Annotated in this window: 24 protein-coding genes and 1 tRNA gene; 6 read left to right on the forward strand and 19 right to left on the reverse strand. The window is 60.6% G+C overall.

What is annotated here, in order from left to right; genetic code table 11:
• Positions 1 to 425: 425 nt before the first annotated feature.
• From JMY24_RS14650 to JMY24_RS14715, 13 genes are all read right to left on the reverse strand, one after another.
• Positions 426 to 740, reverse strand: coding sequence for a hypothetical protein (locus tag JMY24_RS14650; RefSeq protein ID WP_128594091.1), 315 nt, complete (start codon positions 738 to 740; stop codon positions 426 to 428).
• Positions 741 to 2,041: 1,301 nt separating this feature from the next.
• Entirely contained in the window at positions 2,042 to 2,248 is a 207-nt protein-coding gene (locus JMY24_RS14655; protein ID WP_164853372.1) for a hypothetical protein, read from the reverse strand.
• Between the two features lie 619 nt (positions 2,249 to 2,867).
• Entirely contained in the window at positions 2,868 to 3,434 is a 567-nt protein-coding gene (locus tag JMY24_RS14660) for a recombinase family protein (RefSeq protein ID WP_128594090.1), read from the reverse strand.
• 1,275 nt (positions 3,435 to 4,709) lie between these two features.
• Positions 4,710 to 6,185 (reverse strand): DNA primase family protein, encoded by a 1,476-nt coding sequence (locus JMY24_RS14665; RefSeq protein WP_164853371.1) that lies wholly within the window; start codon positions 6,183 to 6,185, stop codon positions 4,710 to 4,712.
• Positions 6,182 to 7,132 carry a PriCT-2 domain-containing protein gene (locus tag JMY24_RS14670; protein ID WP_201702304.1) on the reverse strand — a complete coding sequence of 317 codons (951 nt, stop codon included), beginning with the start codon at positions 7,130 to 7,132 and terminating at the stop codon, positions 6,182 to 6,184. The genes JMY24_RS14665 and JMY24_RS14670 overlap by 4 nt, the downstream gene beginning before the upstream one ends.
• Positions 7,133 to 7,904: 772 nt before the next feature.
• Positions 7,905 to 8,639 (reverse strand): hypothetical protein, encoded by a 735-nt coding sequence (locus JMY24_RS14680; protein WP_201702306.1) that lies wholly within the window; start codon positions 8,637 to 8,639, stop codon positions 7,905 to 7,907.
• Between the two features lie 563 nt (positions 8,640 to 9,202).
• The gene (locus JMY24_RS14685; RefSeq protein WP_128594085.1) at positions 9,203 to 10,426 is read right to left on the reverse strand and encodes a tyrosine-type recombinase/integrase; all 1,224 of its coding nucleotides are present in this window, start codon (positions 10,424 to 10,426) and stop codon (positions 9,203 to 9,205) included.
• A gap of 2 nt (positions 10,427 to 10,428) precedes the next feature.
• The gene (locus JMY24_RS14690) at positions 10,429 to 10,887 is read right to left on the reverse strand and encodes an Arm DNA-binding domain-containing protein (RefSeq protein ID WP_236597404.1); all 459 of its coding nucleotides are present in this window, start codon (positions 10,885 to 10,887) and stop codon (positions 10,429 to 10,431) included.
• A 166-nt stretch (positions 10,888 to 11,053) separates the two neighbouring features.
• Positions 11,054 to 11,129: transfer RNA gene (locus tag JMY24_RS14695), tRNA-Ala, on the reverse strand.
• A gap of 64 nt (positions 11,130 to 11,193) precedes the next feature.
• The gene (locus tag JMY24_RS14700) at positions 11,194 to 11,544 is read right to left on the reverse strand and encodes a c-type cytochrome (protein ID WP_128594084.1); all 351 of its coding nucleotides are present in this window, start codon (positions 11,542 to 11,544) and stop codon (positions 11,194 to 11,196) included.
• The gene (locus tag JMY24_RS14705) at positions 11,541 to 12,332 is read right to left on the reverse strand and encodes a BON domain-containing protein (protein WP_128594083.1); all 792 of its coding nucleotides are present in this window, start codon (positions 12,330 to 12,332) and stop codon (positions 11,541 to 11,543) included. The genes JMY24_RS14700 and JMY24_RS14705 overlap by 4 nt, the downstream gene beginning before the upstream one ends.
• Positions 12,333 to 12,357: 25 nt before the next feature.
• Complete coding sequence (locus tag JMY24_RS14710; RefSeq protein WP_128594082.1) at positions 12,358 to 12,945, reverse strand: phosphoheptose isomerase; 588 nt, start codon at positions 12,943 to 12,945, stop codon at positions 12,358 to 12,360.
• 237 nt (positions 12,946 to 13,182) lie between these two features.
• Positions 13,183 to 13,692 carry a YraN family protein gene (locus tag JMY24_RS14715; protein WP_128594081.1) on the reverse strand — a complete coding sequence of 170 codons (510 nt, stop codon included), beginning with the start codon at positions 13,690 to 13,692 and terminating at the stop codon, positions 13,183 to 13,185.
• On the opposite strand from JMY24_RS14715, the gene rsmI reads away from it, so the two are divergent.
• Complete coding sequence (gene rsmI, locus JMY24_RS14720) at positions 13,691 to 14,569, forward strand: 16S rRNA (cytidine(1402)-2'-O)-methyltransferase (protein ID WP_128589046.1); 879 nt, start codon at positions 13,691 to 13,693, stop codon at positions 14,567 to 14,569. The two genes, JMY24_RS14715 and rsmI, sit on opposite strands and share 2 nt — an antisense overlap.
• 137 nt (positions 14,570 to 14,706) lie before the next feature.
• On the opposite strand, the gene JMY24_RS14725 is transcribed toward rsmI, so the two are convergent.
• A complete protein-coding gene (locus JMY24_RS14725; protein ID WP_413231247.1) occupies positions 14,707 to 15,312 on the reverse strand; it encodes a septal ring lytic transglycosylase RlpA family protein in 606 nt (201 codons plus the stop codon).
• Positions 15,313 to 15,956: 644 nt separating this feature from the next.
• On the opposite strand from JMY24_RS14725, the gene JMY24_RS14730 reads away from it, so the two are divergent.
• The 3 genes from JMY24_RS14730 to JMY24_RS14740 all read left to right on the forward strand — a co-directional run bounded on the left by JMY24_RS14730 (position 15,957) and on the right by JMY24_RS14740 (position 17,776).
• Positions 15,957 to 16,601, forward strand: a complete 645-nt coding sequence (locus JMY24_RS14730) for an MBL fold metallo-hydrolase (protein ID WP_128594079.1) — start codon at positions 15,957 to 15,959, stop codon at positions 16,599 to 16,601.
• Entirely contained in the window at positions 16,598 to 17,227 is a 630-nt protein-coding gene (locus tag JMY24_RS14735; protein ID WP_128589039.1) for a 3'-5' exonuclease family protein, read from the forward strand. The genes JMY24_RS14730 and JMY24_RS14735 overlap by 4 nt, the downstream gene beginning before the upstream one ends.
• Before the next feature lie 90 nt (positions 17,228 to 17,317).
• The gene (locus JMY24_RS14740; protein WP_006050474.1) at positions 17,318 to 17,776 is read left to right on the forward strand and encodes an Lrp/AsnC family transcriptional regulator; all 459 of its coding nucleotides are present in this window, start codon (positions 17,318 to 17,320) and stop codon (positions 17,774 to 17,776) included.
• A gap of 136 nt (positions 17,777 to 17,912) precedes the next feature.
• Here JMY24_RS14740 and JMY24_RS14745 read toward each other — a convergent pair whose 3' ends face one another.
• From JMY24_RS14745 to JMY24_RS14755, 3 genes are all read right to left on the reverse strand, one after another.
• Complete coding sequence (locus JMY24_RS14745) at positions 17,913 to 19,166, reverse strand: cation diffusion facilitator family transporter (protein ID WP_201702308.1); 1,254 nt, start codon at positions 19,164 to 19,166, stop codon at positions 17,913 to 17,915.
• A 298-nt stretch (positions 19,167 to 19,464) separates the two neighbouring features.
• Entirely contained in the window at positions 19,465 to 19,767 is a 303-nt protein-coding gene (locus JMY24_RS14750) for an H-NS histone family protein (protein ID WP_020067195.1), read from the reverse strand.
• 395 nt (positions 19,768 to 20,162) lie between these two features.
• Complete coding sequence (locus JMY24_RS14755) at positions 20,163 to 20,825, reverse strand: HugZ family pyridoxamine 5'-phosphate oxidase (RefSeq protein WP_128594078.1); 663 nt, start codon at positions 20,823 to 20,825, stop codon at positions 20,163 to 20,165.
• A 232-nt stretch (positions 20,826 to 21,057) separates the two neighbouring features.
• Between JMY24_RS14755 and JMY24_RS14760 the strand changes: the two genes are divergently transcribed.
• Positions 21,058 to 22,269, forward strand: coding sequence for an MFS transporter (locus JMY24_RS14760; protein WP_201702311.1), 1,212 nt, complete (start codon positions 21,058 to 21,060; stop codon positions 22,267 to 22,269).
• A gap of 117 nt (positions 22,270 to 22,386) precedes the next feature.
• On the opposite strand, the gene JMY24_RS14765 is transcribed toward JMY24_RS14760, so the two are convergent.
• Both JMY24_RS14765 and JMY24_RS14770 read right to left on the reverse strand, forming a co-directional pair.
• Entirely contained in the window at positions 22,387 to 23,532 is a 1,146-nt protein-coding gene (locus tag JMY24_RS14765; protein WP_128586214.1) for a branched-chain amino acid ABC transporter substrate-binding protein, read from the reverse strand.
• A gap of 444 nt (positions 23,533 to 23,976) precedes the next feature.
• Positions 23,977 to 25,077, reverse strand: coding sequence for an NAD(P)H-dependent flavin oxidoreductase (locus tag JMY24_RS14770; protein ID WP_128586215.1), 1,101 nt, complete (start codon positions 25,075 to 25,077; stop codon positions 23,977 to 23,979).
• A gap of 306 nt (positions 25,078 to 25,383) precedes the next feature.
• Between JMY24_RS14770 and JMY24_RS14775 the strand changes: the two genes are divergently transcribed.
• The gene (locus JMY24_RS14775; RefSeq protein ID WP_128594077.1) at positions 25,384 to 26,082 is read left to right on the forward strand and encodes a dienelactone hydrolase family protein; all 699 of its coding nucleotides are present in this window, start codon (positions 25,384 to 25,386) and stop codon (positions 26,080 to 26,082) included.
• The last annotated feature ends 106 nt before the right edge of the window (positions 26,083 to 26,188 follow it).

A 26,188-nucleotide genomic window follows, 5' to 3' on the forward strand; every position in this document is an offset into this window, starting at 1 on the left:
GAACGTTCGGCGTCGGCCGATACTGTTGAAAAAGTCGCGCGTCGTTTTATCAGTTCTCCTTCGCGAAAATCGACGTCTCAGATCGGCCTACAAACCGCTGCCACATGTCAGGCAAGGGTAAGAGGACCCCTGAAGACCTCATGAAATAGACGACCAGCGACTTTTTCAACAGTATCGGCCAGGAACCGCCGGCGGCGGAGCATTAAGACCTTCGCAGCCGCAGAACGCGAGGCGAAGCTGATCATCGTCGCCAGCCGGTCAATCGCCGGCCGACGACAGTAGTAGAACGGCGCGTTCTCTTCACGGAAATACAGCCGCCGCCGCTAGGCGCATACGCGCGTGACGGCGACTCGCGCGGTGACTTCACTTCGTTTCGACCAATTGCTTGCCGATGCCGAAGGTAGACCCACTGATGCCCAGAAAGCTCAGCCACGACGGATCGAATACGGGTACGCGAGGTGTTGCGCCACGTGATAGATACCGACCAGCAAGAGCAGAAGGTTCACCACGACGGCCTGATAGCGATAGAGTTGCTTCTGAGCGCCATCGAAGCTAGTGATCAGGTCCGCCCAAAAGCCTGCGGAGGGTTCATAAGGCCGGCCATCCACGATGCGACCAGAGATCCGGCCGGGTTTCGATGCCGTGTCGGTGGATGGATCTTTTGCGGAACTGGATGTCGCGTACGGTGGGGAAGGCTTGGGAGGGGAGCAGTTTCTGGCAGGCAGAATGGTTGGTGCCATCGCCTGTCCCCAGCGTTAGGCCGCCCGCTGCAAGAGTATCCGACCAAGACCTTAGGACCATTGTCGACCGAAAATGCAATCTTTCCTTTCAGTACGTCGAGGTCGGTTGAGGCATCAACGGTCAATGCGGGCGTCATCTCGTCTTTCGCGAGATAAAGCGCTTGTTGATTCGGGACGCGAGGGCCGAATATCTCGCGTCGGCCATTCGCGAATCGATCAAAAACGTGAACCGCATGTTCATTCGACGTCGCGTTCTTGACCACTACAGCGATCGCGCCATTTGACGCTCCTCGAATAGCATGGGAAACACGTAAGGTAGAAGCAACGTAAATCTAGGTCATGGCATTTCCCAACGCAACATGTGTCCGTGCGGGAATGTGCGCTTCCCAACATAGCGAAAGCCGGTCGGAATGGTTGGGTATCTAGAAACAAAATGAACCAATACCTCGGGATCCTTAACGTCATCTGGAGGGCACTATGCTTCCGCCGCGAACGCCGGGGCGACGCCCCGCCGGTCAGATCGCTTTCAGACAGTCCGAGCTCATACCGATGGCGTAATCGTTCGCGATCTCGTCGAACTGGCCGGGGAGCTGCTTGCCCGGCTACCTCCTCTCGCTTGCCGGTCGACGCACCTAACTAGTTAGCAAAGGTCGAGCACCGGCCGACAATCACGGCATGCGAATGACCGATGTCACTTTGATACTGTTGAAAAAGTCGCCGAGTAGGTTTTATCAGTTGTCCTGCGCGAAATTGACCTCTCAGATCGGCTTGCAAGCCGCTCGCACATGCCGGCCAAGGGTAAGAAGACCCCTGAAAACCTCATGAAATAGACAGCCAGCGACTTTTTCAACAGTATCACTTTGAAAAAGGACGACGGGGTGTACTGTCGTCGACCGGCAGGAATGGGGTGGCGGATCAGGTCGGCGATAAACTCGGGCAGCAGCGCGCGCGGCACGCCGGTCCCCGGCGGAACTGCGGGAAGGTGCGATCGCCCTTAACAACCGAATCGGGATTTAAAGTTTTCAAAAAAAATGTCCCTGTTTGAGTGCACCATTTTTATGGGACCCGGGTGGAGGCGCAGAATGGGCATGCCGGGGGGGGCGAAAACCGAAACGCACTGCGGGTGGTCAGAGGTGGTCAATGCGTCTTCGCAGAGGCCGACGGCAACAGCGAGCAGCACCCTTCCGCCGATTACACCCACCTCGCGAGAACAACAATCGCCATCAACGTGGCGACGGACGGCGCGACGCCGTTCAGTGTTCCTCCCCGTCATCGGCGGAACTCCAGCGCGTGATTCGCAATTAGGAATCGGCCCCGTCCCGTGGGCAGGTACGCAAACCGAACCATTGATACGTTAGGTCCAGTGCGCGTAGCTCCGCGTCGAGCCGTGAGGCCCCGGCCTCGTATTCCAGAATGGCGGCGCGCTCGTCAAAGAACTCCCTTTGATTCGCTGTTAACGTCTTCAGCTCCGCTCGCTTTGCGCCGGTCAAAACCGTTGATGCGGGCATTGGACGCCTCCTTGGCGGTGATAAACGCACCGCCGTCTTGCGTTGTCTGTGTGGCGAGGAACGCACGTGCCCAATCCCCCAGGATTGCACGCGCGTCTGGTGCCGCTCGCGCAGCCAGCGATACAGCAAAGCGCACGGCTCGACTGACAGCGCGCGCCAAGTTCCGTCATTAACTCCCGCGGCGCGCCGCAGGTGCGTACCCCGCCGGTGTAATCGTGTCCGTCGCCGGTGCACGCCTCATAGCACTGCCAGAGCAAAGGCCTGTGCAGCATTTGCCCGTCGTTATCAATAACGAACCCCGGTCGAAGATGCGCGGCGCCCTTACGGTGGCATGTCGGGCAGGCGCCAATCGCTGCCCACCCGATAGCTGTACGGCTCCAGTGTCGCAAGCAACCTCCCACGCGTGCGCCGCATCGCAGCCGCTTCAACAGGTACAAGCCGCGCACCTAGTCCGCAGCGTCGCGGGGAACCCCGGCGCGGCGGGCGGGAATGTCTTCCCAAACTTGCTCATTCGCGAGGTCGCCATCTATGCGCACCGGCAGCGTTACAACCTCGGTCGCGAGGTCGATTAGCGGTTCGATTCCGATGTGCCGTCACGGTGCTCACGTGCACGAGCGATTCATGGACGGCCCAGCGCGTTATAGATGGTCTGCCGTGCCACGCCGAAGCTCGCAGCCAGTTCAGCCTTGGACTCGCCCTTCGCAGCCCGCTGCCGCAACTCTATTATTTGGGTTTTCGTAAGTGAGGGCTTACGTCCCTTGTACACGTTGCCTTTCGCCTTGGCCAGCGCAATCCCCTCTCGTTGGCGCTCGCGGATGAGGGCCCGCTCGAACTGCGCAAAGCCGCCCAGCATCGTCATCATGAGGTGCGACATCGGGTCATCGCTGTTTCCGCTGAAGGTGAGCCGCTCCTTCACGAACTCGACGGATACGCCGCGCGAAGTGAGTTCTCGCGCCATCCGCAATAGGTCCTCCGTGTTCCGTGCAAGCCGGTCCATACTGTGGATGATTAGCGTGTCGCCCTCGCGCACGTACTCGAGTGCCCCCTGTAGCTGAGGACGCTTGGTGTCCTTGCCGCTAGCCTTATCGGTGAACACCTTGTCAAGCGCGAGACCGTCTAGCTGCCTCTCCGCGTTCTGATCGGCCGTGCTCACTCGCACATAGCCGATTCTTTGCCCCTTGCTCATGATGCGCTTCCTTTCGAGTCTAGCGAGAGTGCCATACCGCTCTATGCCTCTGTCCAACTAATTTCTAGACTATGATGGACGAAGTGTCAAATAATCCAATGTCAACCCTAGTTAGACACCCAAGGACGGCGCGGCGGCCCGCACGGACCGTCCATCTGAAGCGTACCCCAAATGCACAAAAGCGGGCTGACCGTCTGTGGTGGTTGCATGTCGTAAGCGATCGGCGGCCGTATCGATTGCTTTTCCGACGATCGTCCTTTCTGGCATCTGTGTAATTTCGCCGGTGTGGCGAGCCCCAAGTCCGGTGCAGTTGACTCCTTCCGGGTGAGCCTCGCGACTATCGGTACCATGCCCGCGCTCATCGGCATTGATAAGACTCTCATCTTGGCGGCCTCAAAAGAGTGATGCACCGGGATTGGGTCGCTTGCCGCCGCGCACGTGTCACCCTTATACCTCAATCGGAAGATTTGCTACCTGATCCCGCCGACAGGTGGCGACGAATAGGTTGCGCCTCCGCGTATGTTCGCGCATTGCCGCCACAATCATATGTGCACCCGTTGAGTTCTTCTCACGATAGACGCGAGCGCTGGGAGACCGCGCGTAACAAGCGGCGCGGGCGCCAAAGGCGACTTGCGCGAGCATTTGGAGACCTAGGTAAACGAGCGTGCACCGAGCCCGCCTTGGCTAGTCTTTTGCGGGCAACGCGCTTTACGAAAAGAACATCGCAACCCACCTCGCGCGCGCGCGCGATAGCTGTATGCGTGCCCGACGGTTAGGAGGGTGAAAGAGAGCCTGACGTTGCGCGCTTCCGTTGGCGCCGGAAAACGCTAGACGGGAGCCGACGGGAAGTGCCTGGATTGCGAACATCCGGCGTTTAGCGGCGATGGCATGAGGGCGCACACGACTTCGCCCGTAATCGCCCCGAAACCAGCCGCCTGCACCTTACCCGGTTCCGGTAACAGGTCGCCCACACCAATATGGCCGACAGGCCCCGCATTGGATACTTCGTATCCGCGCCTTTTTGACCATCGTGGTATGCGCTCATTCCATTGTGGTCGTTGCGCCTTATGCAGGTTCGAGAGAAAGAGCAGCACATTGGACACATTTCAGACCTTTTTCCCGGAACTTTTCTATATGATCTTGTCCGTGAAAGTTATCAGAAAAAAGTATTGATGCGCCCAATGCGCCCGGGGAATCGCCCGGAATATTGGCCCTCGCCACATTTCTACAATCTTACTGGCAACGCTTCCGGGGAAACCCATCTAATGCGCCAGGCTAGTCCAAAAAATCGCGATTTTCGAATGTGCGACGCCTGATGCCCCGGAAACCGCGTTTACCGGCTCCCGGCACCCTCCTGACGTTGGTATAGCCTCTGTCTACCAAGCTCCGCGAAAGAGCATTGACAGTTCGCACCATTTCGATAGTGCCAAAGTGCTCGCCGTGCCTCTTCCACGAGGCCCACAATTCTTCCGTGGTCGCATAACCGTTTGGGTCGTCCTCCCATTCCTCGGCCAGCCAGTCGCCGAGCAAGTCCATGGCTACCTTATAGGCTAGGTGCGCCGCCCTAACGCTATCCGGAAGCCCTAGCCCCGCCCGTTGGTAAGCGAGCGCGCCATCAACGCACCAGCGCAAAATTCCTTCGTATTCAGTCTTCAGTTTTTCGGCGCGGTCGGGGTCTTTTGGTATGGCCGCGTCGGCGCTGAAGTTACGCGTGAAGGGAACGAGCAGCAGCCGACGCCAAATCGCATGGTCGACGCCCTTTACAATCGGTCGGTGGTTCGTTGCCATAAAAGTCACCCAAGACGGTTGGAATTCCACCGAGTGTTTCGCATGCACTCCGCGCGCGCTGATTGTGTCACCGCCCGTCACACTCTTAATCAGCCCCTCTCGCAACTGACTACCTTCGTCTGGTTCGCTCATGGCAACGAAGCGCGAACCCCGCAAGCGCAACACGGCTTCGTTCGGACCGGATGCGTTTCCGCTAAAGCCTCGCCCATCCGTAAGAAAAGTACTCGCTGATGTGCACTTGGCGTGGCCGCCCAAAACGGCGGAAATCGCGTTCAAGATGGTGGACTTTCCGTTGCTACCGCTACCATATGGAATCACGATGACGTGCTCTTTCGGATTGCCCATCAACGAGTACCCGACGACCCGCTGAAAGAAGGCGACCATATCCGCGTCTCCGTAGAACGCGTCGGAGACGGTCTGCTCGAAAAGTGGACAGGTGGCTGTCGCGTTGAACGCCACGCCGGTCGTAATGGTCAGGTAATCACTCCGGTTCGGGTTCTGCAACGTACCGGTCGTCAGGTTTACCGCACCATTCGCGACCCCCAAAAAGTTCCGATCGCGGTCCAACTGGTTGAAGGGCACCAGCACCGTCGGGTCATTTGCAACCAAGGAAACCATGCTGCTGACCATCGATGCCTTCTGACTCTGCACGCACCACTTGTGATAGGCGACAAGCGCCGCGCTGTCCAGCCCGTTGGGAATCGTCCGCGACATCTCCTTCACGACGTTAGCTGCCATTTTGCGCACATTCGCCTCCGTCGTCCGTTGCCAGTACACGCCAGTCCACAGGTACCAGGAATTGTCCTCAGGCACATAAGTGAGTTCCGAACCGCAAAGCTGCACCATGCGGGCCGCGTTGCCAAACTCCGTGAGCGGAAAATCGGCGTTAAGTCGGCTTTGATAGTCCACCGGCATCATCGGTGACTGCAATAGCTTGCGGACTTTGGTTTCAAGCAGACTCACAGACATAGCACCCCCTGGATTCGCGCGGTCAACTCCCGTGCGAGTACGTCGCGGTCAGCGCCACTCAAGATCGCGTCGCGAGAAATGCCAGTTGGAACCGCTGATATCAATTGTGCCTGATCGGTGATCGTCGCGATCTGCGCGCGCCAGTGTGCAACACACGCCAGTCGAGCGCGCCAAATTAGCGTGGGCAACGCAATGCCGCCGCGTCCCTGCATCCGCTGCTCGCCAAAGGTTTCCCACTTGACAGCGGTCGCGCCTTCGTCGTACCGGTCCGGAGCGGTCGCACTCCACTCGTCCCAAAGCTTCAGCCAATCGTCATCCGCCTCGCCCTGATGATGCAGCGCCATGCCGGCTTCGAGCCACTCCTGATAGTGGCAATCGGCAGACATGTGCACGAGGACCTCAGTTTTAACGCGCTCGATGGGCCACCCAGGAAGCGGCCTCTTACCGTACACCAACAGATCATCATCATTGAATGGCATGAGCGCGCCGAAGTGCCGAGTGTAAAACGTCGTCAGATCGGTGGGTGCAGCCGGAATGATATTGATACGCCCCGGCACGGCGTGGCCGGTGACCGTGAAAAAGCGATGACGGTCGTAGACTTCCAAGCCAAGGACGCCGTCTGCCTTGCTTTGCGGAATTGTGCCGCGCGTAATGATCTTGACGCCCTCGCCGGACGGGGAGAGTTCGGCATAACCTGGCACGCTGTCGAGCACTGACTGCGCGAGTTCGGTGAAACCGTCCAACACCGTATAGCAGTGGTCTGCGTCTATGCCGACCCAGCCATCGCCCAACATGAAGCCGATGCCTGCCATGTCCGGATAGATAAGCACAGCACCCAGTGCTTCTTCGTACGTCGCCCAAGTTGCCGAATTATTCGACTTCGCATTGCCGCCACTGCATGGATTGATCGGACGTTTGGTCCAGCGGTGGCCGTCCGACACATACCTCCATGCCACCCAGCGAGCATGTCTTTTCAGTTCGTCGGGAATATCCGCTGCGCGAAGAGGCAACGGCGTGGGCCGCGGGATTGCGGAGTGTCGCTGCTGGTTATCAATGGTCATATTGTGTTTTATCAGTTGTACTAAGTTAATGGATACGTTTGTTTTATCGAAAAAGGTCGAGGCACCTCCATTAGTCTGGGTTGATCTCGAAGTCGCGAGGACCGCGACCTGTCGGCCGGCTAGTATTACCGCCCCGCAGAACCATAGCTTGACCGGACCGTCGCGTCGAATCTGATCTGCTAGCGAACGATAGCTCGCCCTTCGCCGCGTCGCGCTTCGGAAGGTCTTTCAGTTCGGTAGTTCGCGGGGTCGTGAAAAAATTTGTGGAGTTCGGACGCGGGCCAGACCGTGCACCGACCGCCCATACGGATCGGCGCCGGCGCCTTACCTTCGAGCACCAGCTTGCGCCAGGTCTCACGACTGAACGGCAAAAACGCCGCGAATTGCTTGAACCGGAAGAGACCCACCTCGGGAAGCGTGATCGGCATCTCCGGGAGCGAATGACGGCATTCTGCCGGCTTCGGGCCTACGCTGCTGGTGAGTGCGATCGTCTGATGCGCCATGTCGTTCCTTGTCAAAGGTTGTGAAACATGGCTTTGGAATTTATAGATTGATAGCCACTCGGAATAGGCGCGAAGGGTCGCGCCATTCCGCTGGAGAATGGGCGCGCCATTTCGGAGTGCTGCGCCGGATATGCCGCGGAAAGGTGCGACTATCTTTTGCGCCGCCCAGCGGGCAAATTCTTGTCACGAAGGATGGTGGCCATAATTTCGGCCACCCGCTTGTGGACACCCTGTGTCATCAACCACTCCGCCACGTCCTTGTTCGTCGGCGCCGTGGAAGGATCGGCCGGATCGTACAGCGACCAGAATCTTTGGGCAGCAGCGGCCATCTGACGAAGCAGAGGTGTATCGTGATCGCCCCAAGGCCATTTCGAAGGCTCAGATCGGGAAGCTGACGGGCCGTCCCAGTGGGGGTCGTACGGGGGGTCGTATTCTCCATAGAATTCTTCGAGCTCTGCTGGAAGACACCACCTCTTCTTACGAGCCCAGGCGACAAAATCCTCCAACCTGATCATTGAGTCGATCGTCGGGTTTTCGCTGGAGCCAGAGACGATAGTCAACGGCTTACCGATGCCCGCGTGCCGCACGGCTGCGAAGAGTCGGTCATTGAACGATTGCGATTCAGCAGGCGCGGTACCGCACTCGGCGCCATTGCCCCAATCGACCTTCTCCGGGCCGATGTCTTCAGAGAGCGCCACCGCCTCGCCGATCTTGGCTTCGGGGACGTCCGCCCATCTGTTCCAGTTCGGCCGACGATCGGCTTGAGCAGCAGTTACCGATCCTTTGGCCGTCGAGATCGCAGCCGCCGCATCGCGTGCGAGTTCAGGGTTCGTCCGGCAGTCCTCGCTACCCGGCTCGATGCCCACAGTCTGTCGGTCTTTCATTCCAGCCCTTAAATGCTATTTCACTCGCGCGTCGAGTTTGCAAGCGCCTCGACAATCCATGCCCACACCGGCGCGCGGTCAAAACAGTGCGGGCGCCGCGTGCTGCAAACGGCTGGAGTCGTCAGCGGGCGATTGTACTGTTTCGAAGCCAACGATGAATTAGCGGGCAATGCCACCATGGCGATGGGATAGTGCGCAGTGAGCGAGACGTGAAGAGGCATCTTGCGCAAGGTGGCAGAAGAGAAAATCACCAACTGCCCCCTGCCCGGTCTTCCGCGCGCCGATATACGCGGAAAGCACGCCGTACACGGCGAACAGCGTGCAGCCGATGTCGGCCACCGGCACGCCGGCCTTCTCGACGACGACGCCTTTCCCGCAAAGGCACGCGCCCTGTCGAACAAACGTTAGCGCTGAACGCGTCGCTGCGCGCGGGTGGAGCTGGTCGACGGATTCAACCCAGCCCGTGTTGAATCGCTAGCGCAAGCAGTAGCTCAGCGCCGTGTAGGCTGTCTCAACTGCTCCAGCTGATGTCCAGCGGTTGAGTCAGCGACGACCAATCATGTTCATGTCGCGTGCGCTTCTGCGACTGCTATCGGGTCGAGTCGGGGTTCGGCCTTGAGCGAGTCGAGATAGTCCGCCCATGCCTGCATCATTCGAATACGGTCGTCAATGAACTTCGTCCTGTTGTAGGCGGTTCCCAGCGCGTCCGGTACCTTGTGGGCAAGCTGGTGCTCAATGACTTCGCCGGGAAAGCGCAGATGCTCGTGCAAGATCGTGCGCGCCATTGCGCGGAAGCCGTGGCCCGTTATCTCTGTTTTTGTGTCAAATCCCATCCGCCGCAACGCCGCGTTGACGGCCGCACCACTCATCGGTTTTTTCACGTCTCTCCCCGGGAAAACGTACGTGCGCTGACCGGTGAGCGCGTAGAGTTCGCGAAGGATCGCGACAGCCTGCGTGGCCAGCGGTACCAGATGTTGGGTCTTTGTCTTTGAAACGGTGTAGCGCCACTGCGCCTTGTCGAGATCAAAGTGAGCCCACTCCGCAGTGCGGAGTTCCCCTGGGCGCACGAACAGCAGCGGCGCCAGCCGCAACGCGCACTGAACAACAAACGTGCCTTGAAATGCGTCGAGCGCGCGAAGCAGCCCAGCCACCTCAGAAGGCTCGGTAACGGACGCGAAGTGAGTATGACGCGCCGCCGGCAGTGCGCCGCGCAGATCCGCGCTGACATCGCGCTCCGCTCGCCCGGTAGCGATCGCATAGCGGAAAACCTGACCACAGTTCTGGTGGACACGGTGCGCGGTATCAAGTGCTCCCCGGGCTTCTACGCGGCGGAGAACCGCCAGCACTTCGGGAGCGGTAATCTCGGCGATCGGGCGACCGCCGAGCCACGGGAACACGTCTTTCTCCAAGCGTCCCATGACTTTTTCGGCGTGGGACTTTGCCCATCCTGGTTCGTACTTCGCGAACCACTCACGAGCGACGGCTTCAAAGCTGTTGGCCGCACGTTCCGCCGCTCCGGCTCGCTGTACTTTGCGCTCGATGCCCGGATCAACCCCGTTCGCCAGCAGCTTGCGTGCGGCGTCCCGGCGCTCACGCGCCTCTTTCAGGCCTACGTCAGGAAACACGCCCATGGATAGACTCTTCTCCTTACCCCCAAACCTGTACTTGAGTCGCCACCACTTACCCCCGGCGGGAGTAACGAGCAGATACAGCCCACGCTCGTCAAACAGCTTCTGCTGCTTGTCGGTGGGCTTTGCGTTGCGGATCTTCAGATCAGTAAGCGCCATGATTAACCTTTGGGAGTGACGGCACGCGTCGCATCCAGAAAGACACGAAGCTCAACCGTCTCTGCTGCTGTCAGGTTCAGACAGCGCTTGCCCAGCCTGAACGACAGAGCCCCATCGCTGTCCAGCATGAAGCGCATCGCAGCGTCGCGCCGTTCCTCTTCCTGACGCCGTGCGATGCGCTCTTCCTTGCGTACCTCGCCCGGATCAATACCGGCGGCGAGCAGCTGCCGGGCCTCATCGCGGAGCTTGCGCGCGTCGCGCACATTTACGTCGGGAAATACGCCCAGCGCGAGCCGCTTTTCCCTACCCGCAAACCGGTACTTGACCCGCCAATACTTACCGCCCGACGGATGGACTTCGACGAGCAGCCCCAAGCTGTCGTACAGCTTCCGGATCTTCTCAAGCGGGACAGCGGCGCGCACTGCCGCGTCTGACAAGGGAATCCGGTTGGCTTTGGCCATGGTTGGGGTAACAGGTCTGCGACACCTTGGAGCAACCACCAGAATTACCCCAGTATGGGGGTTGTTGCGGTTGGTGGAACCTTGGAGAAGTTTGCAACAAAAAACCCCGTGAGGCTAGGCCTGACGGGGTTTTGTGGTAAAACTTTGGTGTCGCTTGGAATCTGGTTGGTGGAGAGGAGGAGGATCGAACTCCCGACCTTCGCATTGCGAACGCGACGCTCTCCCAGCTGAGCTACCCCCCCAACGTGCAAATAATTCTAGCACAAGGATTTTCCGTTTTGCCAAGCCGCCAGCCACGGCAAAAACTCACTTCGAAGGCGCCCCAGCAAGCACCCAATCCACCACCGCGTGAATATCCGCATCGCTCATCGACTGATGCGCGGGCATCGGAATCATGCCCCACACACCCGAGCCGCCGTCCTTCACCTTGCGCGCCAACTTCGCGGGCGCCTGGGCGTCGCCCTTGTACTTGGCGGCGATCTGCTGAAACGACGGACCGACCAGTTTGCGATCCACCGCGTGGCATCCCATGCAAGCATTCGCGCCGGCCACCCTCTGACCGCTGGGTACATCGGCCGCATATGCCGTCGATACAAACAAGCCCGCCGCCCCGAACATCAAAGAAGCGATAACGACACCGACAACCCCAAGCTTCATTGCGGCGCCTTCGGATTGCCAGGATGCACCGCGTTCGAATTCGTGACCGGCGCCGGCGACTGCTGCTCGAGCGGTCGCGCGCTGACCGATGAGTCCGGAATCGTCCCCACCGTCGGCGCGCCAGCATCCGGCTGCGACGCGGCAACGGGCGCCGTCGCCGCAGCCGCATTCGCCGCCGCGGCTTCTTGCGGCTGGATGTACTGGAACACCTTCACAACCTGCGTGACGCCCGGCACCCGGCTAGCGACGTCCGCGCCGCGATTGCCTTCGTCCATCGTGACGAGGCCCATCAGATACACGGAACCGCGCTCGGCGACGACCTTGAAATCGTTCGCCGAGATATCCTTCTCGGCGATCAGCGCGGTTTTCACGCGCGTCTCGAGATACGTGTCATTCGTGCGCGAGGAGAATGAACTCGCCGGCATGATCGCAAGTTCGTTGACGATCGTATTCACATTGTTCAGGCCACGCGCGATACTCTCCGCGCGCTGCTTGGACGCATCTCCCGCCACTTCGCCGGTCAGCAGCACGCGGCGGTTGAACACCGTCACGTTGACGTGCGCCGAATCCGGCAGATTCTGGCTGATCTGCGAAAGCGCCTTCACCTGGATCTCGCGGTCTTCGGTCTGCGCGCCGATTGTCCGCCGGTCGGTCGCCATCAACGCGCCGCCACCCGCTGCGCCCGCAACGGCGAGAAAACAACCCTGCAACGTCGCGGACAACCCCGCCGCAAACCCAACTACCAGCACGGTTCTCACCAGTGTCTTTTTGACGCGGAATACGCTCATCAACTAGCTCTCCTTCGGATCAATCTCAGTCTTCGCCCAGCAACATGGCATCGATGCCGTCGCATAGACAATGGATGGTCAGCAAATGCACTTCCTGGATGCGTGCGGTGCGATCTGACGGCACGCACACGTGGATGTCGGTATCGCTCAATACTTCCTGCATGCGTCCGCCGCCCTTTCCACTCAACGCGACGACGATCATCTCGCGCTCGTGCGCGGCTTCGATCGCGGCGACCACATTGGCGGAATTGCCCGACGTGCTGATCGCCAGCAGGACATCGCCCGGTTGACCCAATGCCCACACCTGCTTCGAATAAATCTGCTCGAACGAATAGTCGTTGGCGATGGCGGTGAGCACCGACGTATCGGTACTGAGTGCGACGGCCGGCAAGCCAGGCCGCTCGCGTTCGAAGCGGCCGATCAGTTCGGCGGCAAAATGCTGCGCGTCCGCCGCGGAACCGCCATTGCCGCACGCAAGAATACGGTTGCCGTTGGCAAGCGCGGCAAACATCGTGTCGATTGCTGCGGCAATCGGCATCGACAAGGTTTCCAAAGCTTCGAGTTTGACTGCCGCGCTATCGCGGAAGTGTTGTTGAATGCGTTCGACTGACATCGAGTCTCTATCTTCTGCCGCGAGTGGGCCGCGACGTGCGGCCGTATTGTGAAGTCGTATAAATGAAGTCTTGCTGCGAGCAATAGCGCTCCACCGAACCTTGAGCGCAACGAACCGTGTGCGCTTCAACACCTCGCAAAATGCGCTGTGCAGCACGCTGAAGTCTCACCATTTCGCCCCGTAGCTCGCACGCGAGCGCAAGTTTATCGCACTAACCCATGTTCTCCGCGCATTGCGTCACACTTCGTCGGCACGGAAAGCATCGCGTAACCAGACGAGGCGCCCCGCTTCGAACGCAATCACGTCGAAGCGGCAAGCGGGCTGTTCGCGCGAATGCGAACGCTGGCTCGCAAGATAGTGCTGCGCGGCGCGTACGATCCGTTGCCGCTTCTGCCAACCAATGCTTGCAGCCGCGCCGCCATAGTTGCGTTGCGCGCGCGCACGAACTTCGACGAATACCAGCGCGCCGTCGCGCTCGCGCATCACGAGATCGATTTCCCCGCCGCGGCACGACACATTGCGCGCCACGAACCGCAAACGCTGACGCTGCAAAAACTCCTGCGCACGCGCCTCGAACGCCGCGCCGACGAGTTTGGACCCCGCCTGCCCGGAAAAGTTGTTCGATATGGCGGCGCTTGCGCTCGGCGTCTTACGCGCCGCGTCGACATTCCGCGCGCCAGCCGGAACGCGCGGCGCTGCGTGGCACAATGACGGCCTCATTCCGTCCGTTTGCGTTTTCTGCCTCATGACTCCTCTCTCCGAACTCGCGCAAGGGCAGCAATACCCTGCCGCCGCGCTGTATGTGGTGGCCACGCCGATCGGCAACGTCGCCGACATCACGCTGCGCGCGCTGCATGTGCTCGGACTCGTGGATCGCATCGCCGCGGAAGACACGCGCAACACGGGTCAGTTGCTCGCGCGCTATGGCATCTCGAAGCCGCTCATCGCGGTTCATCAGCACAACGAGCGAGCCGCCGCGCAACGCATCGTCGAGCATTTGCAAGCGGGCGAGCGCGTGGCCTATGTGTCCGACGCGGGCACACCCGGCATTTCTGATCCCGGCGCAAAACTCGTCGATGCCGCTCGCGAAGCGGGCTTTGCAGTGATTCCGCTGCCCGGCGCCAGCGCACTTGCCACCGCGCTGAGTGCGGCGGGGGATTGGGTCGCGACGTTCTCGTTCCTCGGCTTCCTTCCGCCGAAACCTAAAGCCCGCGCCGCCGCGTTGCAAACGCTCGCTCAGCATCCGCACGCGATGGTCTTTTACGAGGCGCCGCACCGCATTGTCGAAACAGTGCAGGCGCTAGCCGATGCGTGGGGCGGCGAGCGCAAGCTGCTGATCGCGCGAGAACTGACGAAGTTACACGAAGCCTTGCATTGCGGCACCCTGGCCGAAGCGCCAACGTGGCTCGCAGCGGATCCAAACCGCCAACGCGGTGAGTTCGTACTGGTGGTCGAAGGCGCGCAGCAGGCAACGGCCGGCGAACATGATCACGATGCGTTGCTGGAGATGTTGCTGGAAGAGTTGACAGTGAGCAGCGCGGCCAGGATCGCGGCGTCGATCACCGGCGCGTCGCGCAACGCGCTGTACACGCGCGCACTGGCGCTCAAGAAAGAAGACGACTGAGGGAAGCGGCAACGACGTACGCGCAGCCGCACAAACTCAAACAAAAAGGGCCGCCCATGCGCATGAGCGGCCCTTCTTTTTTCTACAGGCAGGCGTCGTTTGCCATGCCGAACGACGCAAACAGCGCCGTGCGCGTATTACTTCTGCGCGATGGAGCCCGAGTCGGAGGCCAGCGTTTCGTCACGCGCCAGGCGCGCTTCGTCCTGCGTCAAACCTTCGATCTTCACGCGCGCGGTGCCCGCGTGGCGCATATCGAGCACATTCGCTGCCGCCATCGACAGGTCGATCACACGGCCGCGCGCGTACGGGCCGCGGTCGTTGATTCGCACGACAACGGAGCGCGAAGTGGCGGGATTCGTCACTCGCACATACGACCCAAGCGGCAACGTGCGATGCGCTGCAGTCAGCGCGTGCATGTCGTAACGCTCGCCATTGGCGGTGCGGCGGCCATGGAAGCCGCGGCCGTACCACGAGGCGCGGCCGGTCTGATGAAAGTCCGAGACACCGGTACTGTCATCCGAAAGCGGCTTCGCATCGGCCAGCGACGGCCCCTGCGCGGCAGCATCGGCGGATGCCGGCGCGCTGCCGTAGGCTTGCGGTCCGAAAGACGCTGCTTGCGCGTTCTTTGTGCGGAGCGGCACAGCGCTTGCGACGCTGTTGTCGGCGCCCGGCGGCGTGGCGCAACCGGCCAGCACAAAAAAGGCAAAAAGAGTCCCCAGACTACGGGATAACCGAGTTTTCATAAGACGTGCAATCAAATTGTCGAGCCGCATCACGCGTAGTTGAGCGTGTTGCCTGCGACTCCGGCGGCAAAGGACGACAACGCGCCGCGCAGACGAGCGCAGAACGTCAAAGCCCGGATGCGGCTCATTCAGCCGCTACCGCACGGTTAATTTTCACGTCTGGCGCAACCTGTCCCCGGCAGCCTGACCAGACCCCACATGCCGCCATCGAACGTGGCAAACACGTTCTTGCGTGCGAGACTCAGCGCGCAGGAACGGCGGCGTAGGCCCCACCCAGCGTCACGACCGTAAGAGTCATAGCAGGCGCGCGGCGCCTGGCTGGGCAAGACGTGTGCATCGAAAGCTCGATACCTGATGGCCGCCCATAACCGCGACAGCCCATACTTGAGTGGCGATCCGCGCTCCCATTTTTGATGGGGACGCATCGCCTTGTGGCAGCACGATTCCTCGTGCATGGGGTCCATTATACCCAAAACAGAATGCTGTGTTGCTAAGCGACTGAAAACCTTGATGAATCTTCACCATTGCTGCAAAAATCAGCAGACAAAACACTTCGGTGCAAGCACTCGCGGGCGCCCGCGAACGTCGGCGCAGTGCGTTGAGACGCCGGTACAATCAACGTTTTCCCCGCGGCGCCGTCATTCATGAAAGTCACCTTGATCCCCGTTACGCCGTTCCAGCAAAACAGCTCGTTGCTCGTTTGCGAGGCGACTGGGCGCGCGGCCGTCGTCGATCCGGGCGGCGACCTCGACGTCATTCAGGCTGAGATCGCGCGCCAGAACGTGAGCGTCGAGAAAGTCTTCCTGACGCACGGTCATATCGACCACTGCGCCGGTGCAAAGACGCTCGCCACGTATTACGGAGTGCCGATCGAAGGCCCGCATCCTGACGAACGCTTCTGGCTCGACAAACTGCCCGATCAGAGCACGCGCTTTGGTTTTCCGGCGGCCGAAGCGTTCGAGCCCGACCAGTGGCTCGACAATGGCGACACGGTGCAGTTCGGCGACGAGACGCTCGAGGTCTATCACTGCCCGGGGCATACGCCCGGCCACGTGGTGTTCTTTAGCCGCGCGCACCGGCTAGCGCTAGTCGGCGACGTGCTGTTCGCAGGCTCGATCGGCCGCACGGATTTCCCGCGTGGCAATCACGCGGATCTGGTGCGCTCGATTCGTGAAAAGCTCTGGCCGCTCGGCGACGACGTCACCTTTGTCCCGGGCCACGGTCCCACGTCGACATTCGGCGCGGAGCGGCGTAGCAATCCCTATGTTGCCGACGGAGTCGTCGCATGAGCAGCGAAATCTATGTCAGTACCGACGTCGAAGCGGACGGCCCGATTCCCGGTCCGCATTCGATGCTGAGCTTCGCATCGGCCGCCTATACGGAAGACAAGCAACTCATCGCCACTTTCTCCGCGAATCTGGAATTGCTTGAGGGCGCCGCGCCGCATCCCGTGCAAGAAGCGTGGTGGAAGACACAGCCGGAAGCCTGGGCGGCCTGCCGCACGGACTTGCAGCGTCCGGAGGCGGCGCTCGCGGCGTATGTCGACTGGGTCGAGGCGCTGCCCGGCAAGCCCGTGTTCGTCGCCATGCCGGCCGGCTTCGACTTCACGTACATGTTCTGGTACATGATGCGTTTTGTCGGCCGTTGCCCGTTCTCGTGGTCGGCGCTCGACATCAAGACACTCGCCTTCGCAATGACCGGCTTGCCGTATCGCAAGAACATCAAGCCGCGCTTTCCAAAACACTGGTTCGACGAGCATCCACATACGCACGTGGCGCTCGACGACGCGATCGAGCAAGGCGCGCTTTTCTGCAACATGCTGAAGGATCTGCGCGCAATGCAGGCCGCGGGCCTAGCTGCCAGTGTAGAAGGGGACGCCTCAGGACAAAATCCCGCTGAGGAACCAGCAAATTAGGTAATCTCCCTCGCTCAGGCCGTTTTGCATTGCGTTTCGTTTTCGCGCCCTCTACCATGCGGTGATACGGCGACGCCAACGGAGGCGCAGTTGACACTCGATACGTTCTCTCAAAAAATCCTGCGCCTTTTGCAGCTAGATGCACGCCGCTCGGTGCAAGAAATATCCGACCAGGTCGGTCTGTCGAGCACGCCTTGCTGGCGGCGCATCAAGGACATGGAGCAATCGGGCGTGATCCAGCGCTACACCGCGCTACTGGATCGCGAAAAACTGGGGCTGCACGTGTGCGCGCTCGCGCACATTCACCTCACGCGTCATACCGAGGGCGGCGTCGAACAGTTCGAGCGGGAAATCGCCACTTGCCCCGAAGTGACCGAGTGCTACAGCACGACCGGCGAGTCCGATTACATCCTCAAGATCGTCGCGCCGGACATCAAGGCGTACGACACGTTTCTGCACGAACGCATCTTCAAGATTCCCGCGGTTGCTCAGGTACGCACGAGCGTCGTGCTGCGCGAAATCAAATTCGATACGCAATTGCCGCTGTGATCCGCGCTGTTAAGTAGCCGTCGACCGTGCAGATGAAGCTCGAGCCGGTGCTGCTGCGCGCGGCGCCTCATTGAGCGCGGCTCGCAGTTGCGCGCGGCACGGCCGCGCCTTGCGTCGGCTTGCGTTCTTGCACGGCTCAGCTGGTGCCATGCGGGACCACGGTGCTCTTGTGACGATGCGCGCCCGCGCCGAGTTGCGTCGACGAACCGCTTTGCGTCGACGGCGTGTTGAGTTCGCGCAATACATCGAGCTTGCGCGCGCCGAGGCGGCGCTTCAGCGCGGCGAGGTCGACACGCTCTAGCGCTCCGGTGCTCTCGTGGTCGTTGTCGCTGTCGTTGTCGTGCAATGGCTGAACGGGCAGCACGACTTCGACGTCGAGCCCTGTGCTGAGGTAGTGGATGTTCACCGCTGCCGCCTTGAGGCCGCCCGCCGCCAATGCCACGTTGACATCAGCAACGATCCGCTCGCGTGACGGCAAACCCACCGGCGGATGCGCGACGGCATCGTTCTCGGGATCGACATGGATCAGCGCGTCGAGCACGCGGTTGTCGGTCAACACACGCAGGCGTGCACTCTCAGCGATGTAATGCCCCTCGGACACCGAGATCAGCGGATCAACCAGGATATGTGCGTCGACTAGCGCGAAATCGCCCATTTTTCGCGTGCGCAATTCGTGGACGTCGCGCACGCCGGGCGTCGACAGCAGCAGCGCGCGCATGTCGGCAGTGGCGGCTTCGTCTAACGCGCGGTCGGACAGATCCTGCAGCGCGTCCCACCCGAACATCCAGCCCATGCGCGCCACCATGAAACCGACGATCGCGGCGGCGATCGGATCGAGCAGGCGCACGCCGGCGAGACTGCCGAGAATACCGAGCGCGACCACCAGCGACGATGCCGCGTCCGAGCGCGCATGCCACGCGTTCGCAATCAGCATGGCTGAGCGCACGCGCTGCGCTTCCCGCAGCATGTAGCGGAACAATCCTTCTTTGGAGAAGAGCACGAGCACTGCCACGAACAGAGCGCTCAGATGAACGGCTGGAATGCTGTCCAGATCGGCGAGACGAGTGCCTGCACGCCACAACATACCGACGCCGACAGCGATCAGCAGCGCGCCGAGAAATAACGAAGCGACCGTTTCGTAACGGCTATGCCCGTAATTGTGATCCGCGTCCGGCTTCGCGCCGCTGTGCCGATTGGCAAACAGCACGACAAAATCCGAAATCAGATCGGCAAGAGAATGGATGCCGTCTGCCACGAGTGCCTGCGAGTGCGCGAACACGCCGATGGCGATTTGCAGCGCCATCAATACCGCATTCAGCGCAATACTCACAAACGTACTTTTGCGCGCGACGCGGTGTTTCTCGGCGGACTCAACGGCGGCGGAAGGCATCTTGAAGGAAGCAGGAGTTCAATGCCTACATTCTACCCGCCGGGCCTTCATAAACCGCGCTGACCGGAAAAACATCTATAAAAATCAGCCGCTTATGAAAACGAAAAGCATTCGCATTCCAATTACGCGAAGTGGCGGCGCACGGCAACTTGCAGCGCGTTCGGCGCGACAATAAAAAGGCCGCGTTCAGAACAGCACGCGACCTTTCTCGGCGAGGCTGAAGCGCTCTCGCAACCGACTCGTATTCGTATTACATTTAACGGGGCAGCCATTTACATCTGAGTAATTCCCTAAGGGATTACTTTTGAATCAGAAACTTCTCGCGATCCAAACCGGCAATCCACCGCGGCGGTTTGCCACGCCCGGACCACGTGCTGCCGCTTTCCGGGTCACGGTATTTTGGTGCGACGCCGGCGCGCGGACGAGCGGCTTTGGCGCCTTTAGGTGCGCGGCCGCCACCCAGTTCGCTAAGGGAGATGCCGTAGTCGGCCATTTTCTGTTTGATTTCGTTGAGCACTTCGGCGTATTCGCGCGACTTAGCCTCTTCGATCTGCTTTTCAAGCTTCTCTCGCTGCGCGAGTAGTTCCTTGTAGGAAGACATAGGTTCCCTTATGGTTTGAATTAACGACTGCCAGTCTTAAGCCAGCTTGCCCTTTGAAGGTGTTCATGCCTCGGAATTTGCACGCGAGATTAACACAAAATAGAAAGACTACAAATGCATCGGCGTAAAACTAATACTTCTTCGTTTCAAAAACTTTCGTCGCGGCCCCGTGTCCGCGCGCTCCCTTTCATTTCGCCACGTCCGCATATTGCAGCGAAAGACTATCTTGCGTCGGTAATTATGGGATTAATTATCAGCAGATGAAAATTAAGATACGTTTCACCGGCCAAACATCTCATTTCATGAAAGCTTTGATATGAGACGACGTAACATATTGCAGCGGCGCTTCCCGCCGTTTTTCTGCGATAAGGTTTTCCCGAATCGGCAATAAACGCCTAATTGGTTTGCCGCCGCATGCAATCTTCTAGCGCCGCGTGCAAGGTTGCCAGATCCGGCTTACCGCTCTCGAAGGCGAAACGTTTGCGCAGCCCACCTTGTCTTAAATCGGCGCCATACCGGTCTATGCCAATGAGCTGATAACCAGAGCGGTTTGAAAACCCATCGGCGAATTCTCCTATGAGCGCTTCTTCCTGATCGGCTTCCAGCGCAGGCAGCGGGTCCAGTTCGTCGCCGCCGAGCCACCCCATTGCGCCGAACCCGCCGATATAGCGCAGACGATCGAGCGTCATGGTCCAGAACGTAAAGTCGCCGAGAACGAGATAGCGCTCCGCGTCAGGGTGATAGCGCAGATAACGCGCGACGAGTTCCGGCGCCGGATCGACCGGTTCAAACGTGCCCAGCAAGGTGACGCGCTGACCATTGAGTACGTCGCCGTCGGGCGCGTCGACGACGAGAAAGCCGGCTCGCGGATCTGCGTGCAGATTGTGCGTATGCTCGGCGAGCCGGCTCACCAGGATCGTAGGCCGGTGGCGCTCGTCCGGCGCGAATGGCAGCACGGACGGATAGGGGAAACCTTCGGGCTGGCGAGCGTGCGTCGCAAGCGTACCGACGGCGGAGGTATGCAGCAGGTGCAATGGAGCTTGTGCGGGAATGTTCAATTGCCTTCCTTGATGAATGATCTCTGCTCTCCGGAGACCACAAATGCAGTTACAGGAGGGGACGCTTGACCTGCCGCTCGCGGCCCGCGCTAGGGCTTGCAGTCGGGGCCAATCGCCTCCGACGTACACTTTCATGGCTTCAAGCGCTTCAAGCATAAGACAGCGCGCCTGGTTAGAATCGGAAATTCGCTTTCAGTGCGCTTTCTCCCGCACCTTTCTTCACGAGACTTCCGTGTCCGATCGATCTCCCGACTTCGCCGCCATCCCCGCTGCTCACCGAGACCTGTCCTACACAGTCCGTCAGCGAGCCCGCATTGCGACCATGGCAGTGTTTTTTATCGCCGGAATGGTGTACGGGTCGTGGGGCGTGCACGTGCCGACCGTGCGCGACCGTTTTCAGCTTAGTCCAGCATTGCTGTCGCTGGCGCTTCTTGCCGTCGCTGGCGGCTCGATCGGCGCGATGGCAGCCAATGCTTCGTGGATCGCGCGCGTCGGCACACGCCGCGCCTGCCTGACCGGCGGCCTCGTGATGGCGGTCTGCGCCGCATTGATCCTGGTGGTGCCGTTTTACTGGCTTTTGCTGATCGTGCTGGCAACGTTCGGCGCGGGCATGGCCACGCTCGACGTCGCGATGAACGCAGAAGCCAGCGCCGTCGAAAAGGCGCTGGGCAAGCCAATCATGTCGTCGTTGCACGGCATGTTCAGCGTCGGCGGAATGTTCGGCGCGGCGGCGGGCGGCGCGCTGCTCGCGCATGGCATGGCGCCGGCCGTGCATCTGGCATTGGCGGCCACCGTCAGCGCGCTGGTGTTGATCGCGGCGTGTCCGGCAGTGTTGCCGCACGTACCGCACGACGAACATCCGGATTCCGGGACGCCGCGCGCCAATCGCTGGCGCTCGCCGGCGTTGTGGGCGCTCGGCATCATGGCGCTCGTCGCGCTGATCGCGGAAGGCGCGATGTACGACTGGGCAACTGTGTATATGCGCGACGTCGTCCTCGCCACGCCGGCTCTTGCTAGCGCCGCCTACGCGGCGTTTTCCGGCGGCATGGCAGCGGCCCGTTTTGCCGGCGACGCCGTGCGTGCCCGCTTCGGCGCTCCGCAACTCGTGATGGGCAGCGCAACCCTTGCGCTCGCAGGAATGATCGGCGCGCTCTTGCTGCCGACTCCGGTCGCCGCGCTAGTCGGTTTCACTTTGATGGGCCTCGGCCTGGCCAACATGATGCCGGTGCTGTTCGCGGCCGCGGCGAGCGTGAAGGGCGTTCACGCAGCCGAAGGCCTCGCGCACGTCGCAGGGCTCGCATATTTCGGGCTGCTGTTCGGGCCAGTGGTGATCGGTGCAGTCGCGCAAGTGACCAATCTGTCGATTGGGCTTTCCGTGGTCGCCGTGTGTTGTGCGTTGATTGCGTTCGCGGGCCCGAAAGTACTACGACGCCTGAATATCTAGCAACAACGTAGCAACAACGCGCAGCACCCAAAAGAAAAAGCACGCGACCTGACGGTACGCGTGCCTTTTTTAATCATGCGTTCACGGACAGCGCAAGCTGCCCGCGCACATGCGCTCTTACATCTTCACGACGTCGAGCAGCGTCTTCTTGCCCGACTTGTAGTTGTACAGCGAGATCACGCCGTGCTTCAGATCGCCCTTCGAATCGAAGGTCGTCTGGCCGATCACACCCTTGTAGTCGGTGTTCGGCATTGCAGCCAGGATCTTCGACGGATCGGTCGAGCCAGAGCGCTTCATTGCGTCGACGATGATGTACACCGCGTCATACGTGAACGGAGCGTAAATCTGGATCGGCTGGCCGAAACGCTTCAGATACTTTGCCTGGAACGCCGGGCCGCCTTCCATCTTCTCGAGCGCCATACCGGCTTCCGAGCAGACGATGTTGTCGGTTGCGTCGCCGGCCAGATCGGACAGCTTGTCGGTACACACGCCGTCGCCTGCCAGCACCTTCGCACGCAGGCCGAGCTGCTTGGCTTGCTTTGCGAACGGGCCGCCGGTTGCGTCCATGCCGCCGTACATGATGGCGTCCGGATTTTCACCCTTGATCTTCGTCAGAATTGCGCGGAAGTCGACAGCCTTGTCGTTCGTCGCGTCATGCGACATCACGTTCAGGCCCAGCGACTTCGCCGTCTTTTCGAATTCGTTCGCGAGACCCTGGCCATAAGCGGTCGAGTCGTCGACGATCGCGACGCTCTTCACTTTCAGACCCTTCGCTGCGTAGTTCGCCAGTGCCGGACCTTGTTGCGCATCGGTCGCGACGACGCGGTACGTCGTCTTGAAACCTTGTTGCGTGTAGGCCGGGTTCGTTGCCGACGGCGAGATCTGCACGATGCCTGCATCGCTATAGATCTTCGAAGCCGGAATCGACGTACCCGAGTTCAGGTGGCCGACCACTGCGACGACTTTGTCGTCGACCAGCTTCTGCGCGACCTGCGTAGCGGTACGCGGGTCGGCTGCGTCGTCTTGCGCGTCGAGTTGCAGCGTGACTTTCTGGCCGCCAATTGTCAGGCCCTTCGCGTTGATTTCTTCAACCGCGAGGCGAGCGCCGTTTTCGTTGTCTTTCCCCAGGTGAGCGATACCGCCAGTCAACGGTGCAACGTGACCGATCTTGACGACCGTGTCAGCCGCAGCCGATGTTGCCAACGTCGCGAACAGCATCGCCGCAGCGCTGATCGGCAACAGCTTTTGAATCTTGATGTTCATGTAAGTCTCCAGTTTCGGTCCCAAAAACAACGTAATCGCCCTGTGCCCCCGCTTCCCCTACACGTGTCGCTCAGTCCCGTGGACGACCACGCCGGTTGCATCGTTCATGCACTTGGCCAGTACGTCCGCCGGACTGTTTGTGGCAGGCGGCGACCCGTACTTGCGCGCAAGTGTAGGCCATCAAATTAATTTGTGGGACTTTTTTGAGGAAGTGGGATGAACACTAATAGCGTTTATCCAGCAGCGACCGCTTCCGGCCTGCATGACGCCCCGGAGAACACCAGCCCATGCGGGTTTCCGCTATGTAAAGCGTTCATCCCGGAACCAGGCCTCAAGCTTTTAGCGGGTTAAACCGTTAATGGTTCGAATAAGCTTCGAGCGGCTTTTGATTGTGAAAACGACGCGCACAGCAAGCGGGGGCGATGCGCGCCTGACTCATGCCGATCAGCGCCTGAATGCCGCAATACGTGCGCTTGCCGCATGCCATTCCTGCTCGAGTTGCTCCATCAACTCGGCGGCGCCGAAGTCTTCGCGTCGCGCACGGCCCAACGGTGCGCCCTGCCCCGCCCACAGCGAGAGATAGTCGCCGTTCTGCGCGCGGGCGGCTGTTTGACGCAACTCTTGTGTCAATGCGTTCTGCACGGGATACGGCGCGATGTTCTGCGGCACGTCGCTCAAACGCTGCATGAGCGGATTGCGTATGCCGCGGGCATGACGGCCTGTGATGGCGCGCGTCACGGAAGTCGACGTGTCCGTGATCGAACGCAGCCGCTCTTTCCATGCCTGCGGTATCGCGCTCTCGCGGCTTGTCAAAAACGCGGTGCCCATTACCGCGGCTTGTGCGCCGAGCGCAAGCGCGGCGACGATCCCGCGTCCGTCCATGATGCCGCCCGCGGCCAGCACCGGCAGCCCGGTTGCATCGACGAGTTGCGGCACGAGGGCCATTGTGCCGACCAGCGCCTCTTCAAATGAGCCGATAAACGTGCCGCGATGCGCGCCCGCCTCCGCTCCCTGCGCGGCAATTGCATCGGCGCCGGCATCGCGCCATGCGACACCTTCGGCGACATGCGTCGCGGTGCCGATTACGTATTGACCGTTGGCATGAAGCCGCGCGACATCCTCGCTCGACAGCACTCCAAATGTGAAGCTCACCACCGGCACGCGCGACTCGATCAGCGCCTCCAGTTGCGCGCGAAAATCGGGTGCATAGCGTTCGAGCGGCCGGCCCGGCGGCAAGCCGAGGTCCGCGCGCACCGGGTCGATTGCTTCGAGCGCGCGGCGCACTGTGGAGTCGTCCGGCGAGGCCGGCTCCAGTACAAACAGATTGATGCCGAACGGACGATCCGTGAGCGCGCGAATCGCCGCGACATCGGTTGCGATTTTCTCCGGCGACAACGCCGCGCCCGCCAGCGTACCCAAGCCGCCGCTATTCGACACTGCGGCCACCAGCTCCGGCGTGGTAGCGCCCGCCATCGGCGCCTGAACGACCGGCACTCGCAATGCAAAACGCTCGGCAAACGGCGTCACAAAATTGACTTCACTCATGATCGATTCTCCTTCGCGCGACCCGCTCCTCGTAGCGGCGGACCACTACCGTGGACTCTACCGGCCCCGCGCGCAACGGAAAAATGAATTATCGAGAATGTTTCAATCGCCTTACGAGATTGCCTCTAAAAGGCCCGTCATGCGGGCTTTCTAAGCCTGCGCGCAAGGCTTCGAGGACCCTGCCTGCAGCCGCTTTCTTTTGATGGCAAACTGACCGCCCGCTTCAGGCATTCGAGCCTCTTGCGTTGACCTGGACTCAATTCGCAGACTGAACTCGCGCAGCAACGCGCGACTATGGAGAACATCATGAGCACGACTTCCCGATGGATCGACATCCCTGCCGGCAACGACACGTTCGGCGGCTATCTGGCGTTGCCCAAAAGCGGCAAGGGGCCGGCCGTCATCATCATTCAGGAAATTTTCGGCGTGAACAGCCATATCCGCTCGGTCGCGGATCAATACGCGCAAGACGGATATATCGCGCTTGCCCCGGACGTGTTCTGGCGGGTGCAGCCGCGTGTCGAGCTGACGTATGAAGGCGCCGACCGCGCAAAGGGCATCGAACTGATGCAGAAGCTCGACGCGAACGAGGCGGCCGACGACATCGGCGCCGCTGCCGCAGCACTGCGCGCGATGCCCGAAGTCACCGGCAAGATCGCCGCCATCGGCTTTTGCTTCGGCGGACGCCTTGCATATATGGCGGCGGCACGAGGCAGCGTCGACGCCGCAGTCGCCTATTACGGCGGCGGTATCCAGAACCAGCTCGACGAAGCCGCGAAGATCAAGGTGCCGATGCAGTTTCACTACGGCGAACTCGACGAGCACATTCCGCTGTCGGCCGTCGGTCAGATTCAGGAGCGCTTTGCGGGCCGCACGGATACCGAGTTCCACATCTATCCGAATGCCGATCACGGCTTCAACTGCTGGGACCGTGCGTCGTATAACCAGCGCGCTTCGGCGCTCGCGCATGGCCGCACGCTGACGTTCCTCGGCGAGCGTGCTTAAGTCGAGCCGATAGTCGGCACGATGCGCGCGGCTCCTCACGCCTGCGCGTAAGTCGGTTACCCTGTCAGAAACGGCGCGTCGCCAGCGCGCCGTCTTCTTTTGTGCG

The sequence above is a fragment of the Paraburkholderia kirstenboschensis genome (assembly GCF_904848585.1).
GTDB classification, from domain to species: Bacteria; Pseudomonadota; Gammaproteobacteria; order Burkholderiales; family Burkholderiaceae; genus Paraburkholderia; species Paraburkholderia kirstenboschensis.

Coding starts and splice junctions, on each gene's coding strand:
- JMY24_RS14650 (WP_128594091.1), bottom strand. CDS start 740: ATGGCACCAACCATTCTGCCTGCCAGAAACTGCTCCCCTCCCAAGCCT.
- JMY24_RS14655 (WP_164853372.1), bottom strand. CDS start 2,248: ATGCCCGCATCAACGGTTTTGACCGGCGCAAAGCGAGCGGAGCTGAAG.
- JMY24_RS14660 (WP_128594090.1), bottom strand. CDS start 3,434: ATGAGCAAGGGGCAAAGAATCGGCTATGTGCGAGTGAGCACGGCCGAT.
- JMY24_RS14680 (WP_201702306.1), bottom strand. CDS start 8,639: ATGAAAGACCGACAGACTGTGGGCATCGAGCCGGGTAGCGAGGACTGC.
- JMY24_RS14685 (WP_128594085.1), bottom strand. CDS start 10,426: ATGGCGCTTACTGATCTGAAGATCCGCAACGCAAAGCCCACCGACAAG.
- JMY24_RS14690 (WP_236597404.1), bottom strand. CDS start 10,887: ATGGCCAAAGCCAACCGGATTCCCTTGTCAGACGCGGCAGTGCGCGCC.
- JMY24_RS14700 (WP_128594084.1), bottom strand. CDS start 11,544: ATGAAGCTTGGGGTTGTCGGTGTCGTTATCGCTTCTTTGATGTTCGGG.
- JMY24_RS14705 (WP_128594083.1), bottom strand. CDS start 12,332: ATGAGCGTATTCCGCGTCAAAAAGACACTGGTGAGAACCGTGCTGGTA.
- JMY24_RS14710 (WP_128594082.1), bottom strand. CDS start 12,945: ATGTCAGTCGAACGCATTCAACAACACTTCCGCGATAGCGCGGCAGTC.
- rsmI (WP_128589046.1), top strand. CDS start 13,691: ATGACTCCTCTCTCCGAACTCGCGCAAGGGCAGCAATACCCTGCCGCC.
- JMY24_RS14715 (WP_128594081.1), bottom strand. CDS start 13,692: ATGAGGCAGAAAACGCAAACGGACGGAATGAGGCCGTCATTGTGCCAC.
- JMY24_RS14725 (WP_413231247.1), bottom strand. CDS start 15,312: ATGAAAACTCGGTTATCCCGTAGTCTGGGGACTCTTTTTGCCTTTTTT.
- JMY24_RS14730 (WP_128594079.1), top strand. CDS start 15,957: ATGAAAGTCACCTTGATCCCCGTTACGCCGTTCCAGCAAAACAGCTCG.
- JMY24_RS14735 (WP_128589039.1), top strand. CDS start 16,598: ATGAGCAGCGAAATCTATGTCAGTACCGACGTCGAAGCGGACGGCCCG.
- JMY24_RS14745 (WP_201702308.1), bottom strand. CDS start 19,166: ATGCCTTCCGCCGCCGTTGAGTCCGCCGAGAAACACCGCGTCGCGCGC.
- JMY24_RS14750 (WP_020067195.1), bottom strand. CDS start 19,767: ATGTCTTCCTACAAGGAACTACTCGCGCAGCGAGAGAAGCTTGAAAAG.
- JMY24_RS14765 (WP_128586214.1), bottom strand. CDS start 23,532: ATGAACATCAAGATTCAAAAGCTGTTGCCGATCAGCGCTGCGGCGATG.
- JMY24_RS14770 (WP_128586215.1), bottom strand. CDS start 25,077: ATGAGTGAAGTCAATTTTGTGACGCCGTTTGCCGAGCGTTTTGCATTG.
- JMY24_RS14775 (WP_128594077.1), top strand. CDS start 25,384: ATGAGCACGACTTCCCGATGGATCGACATCCCTGCCGGCAACGACACG.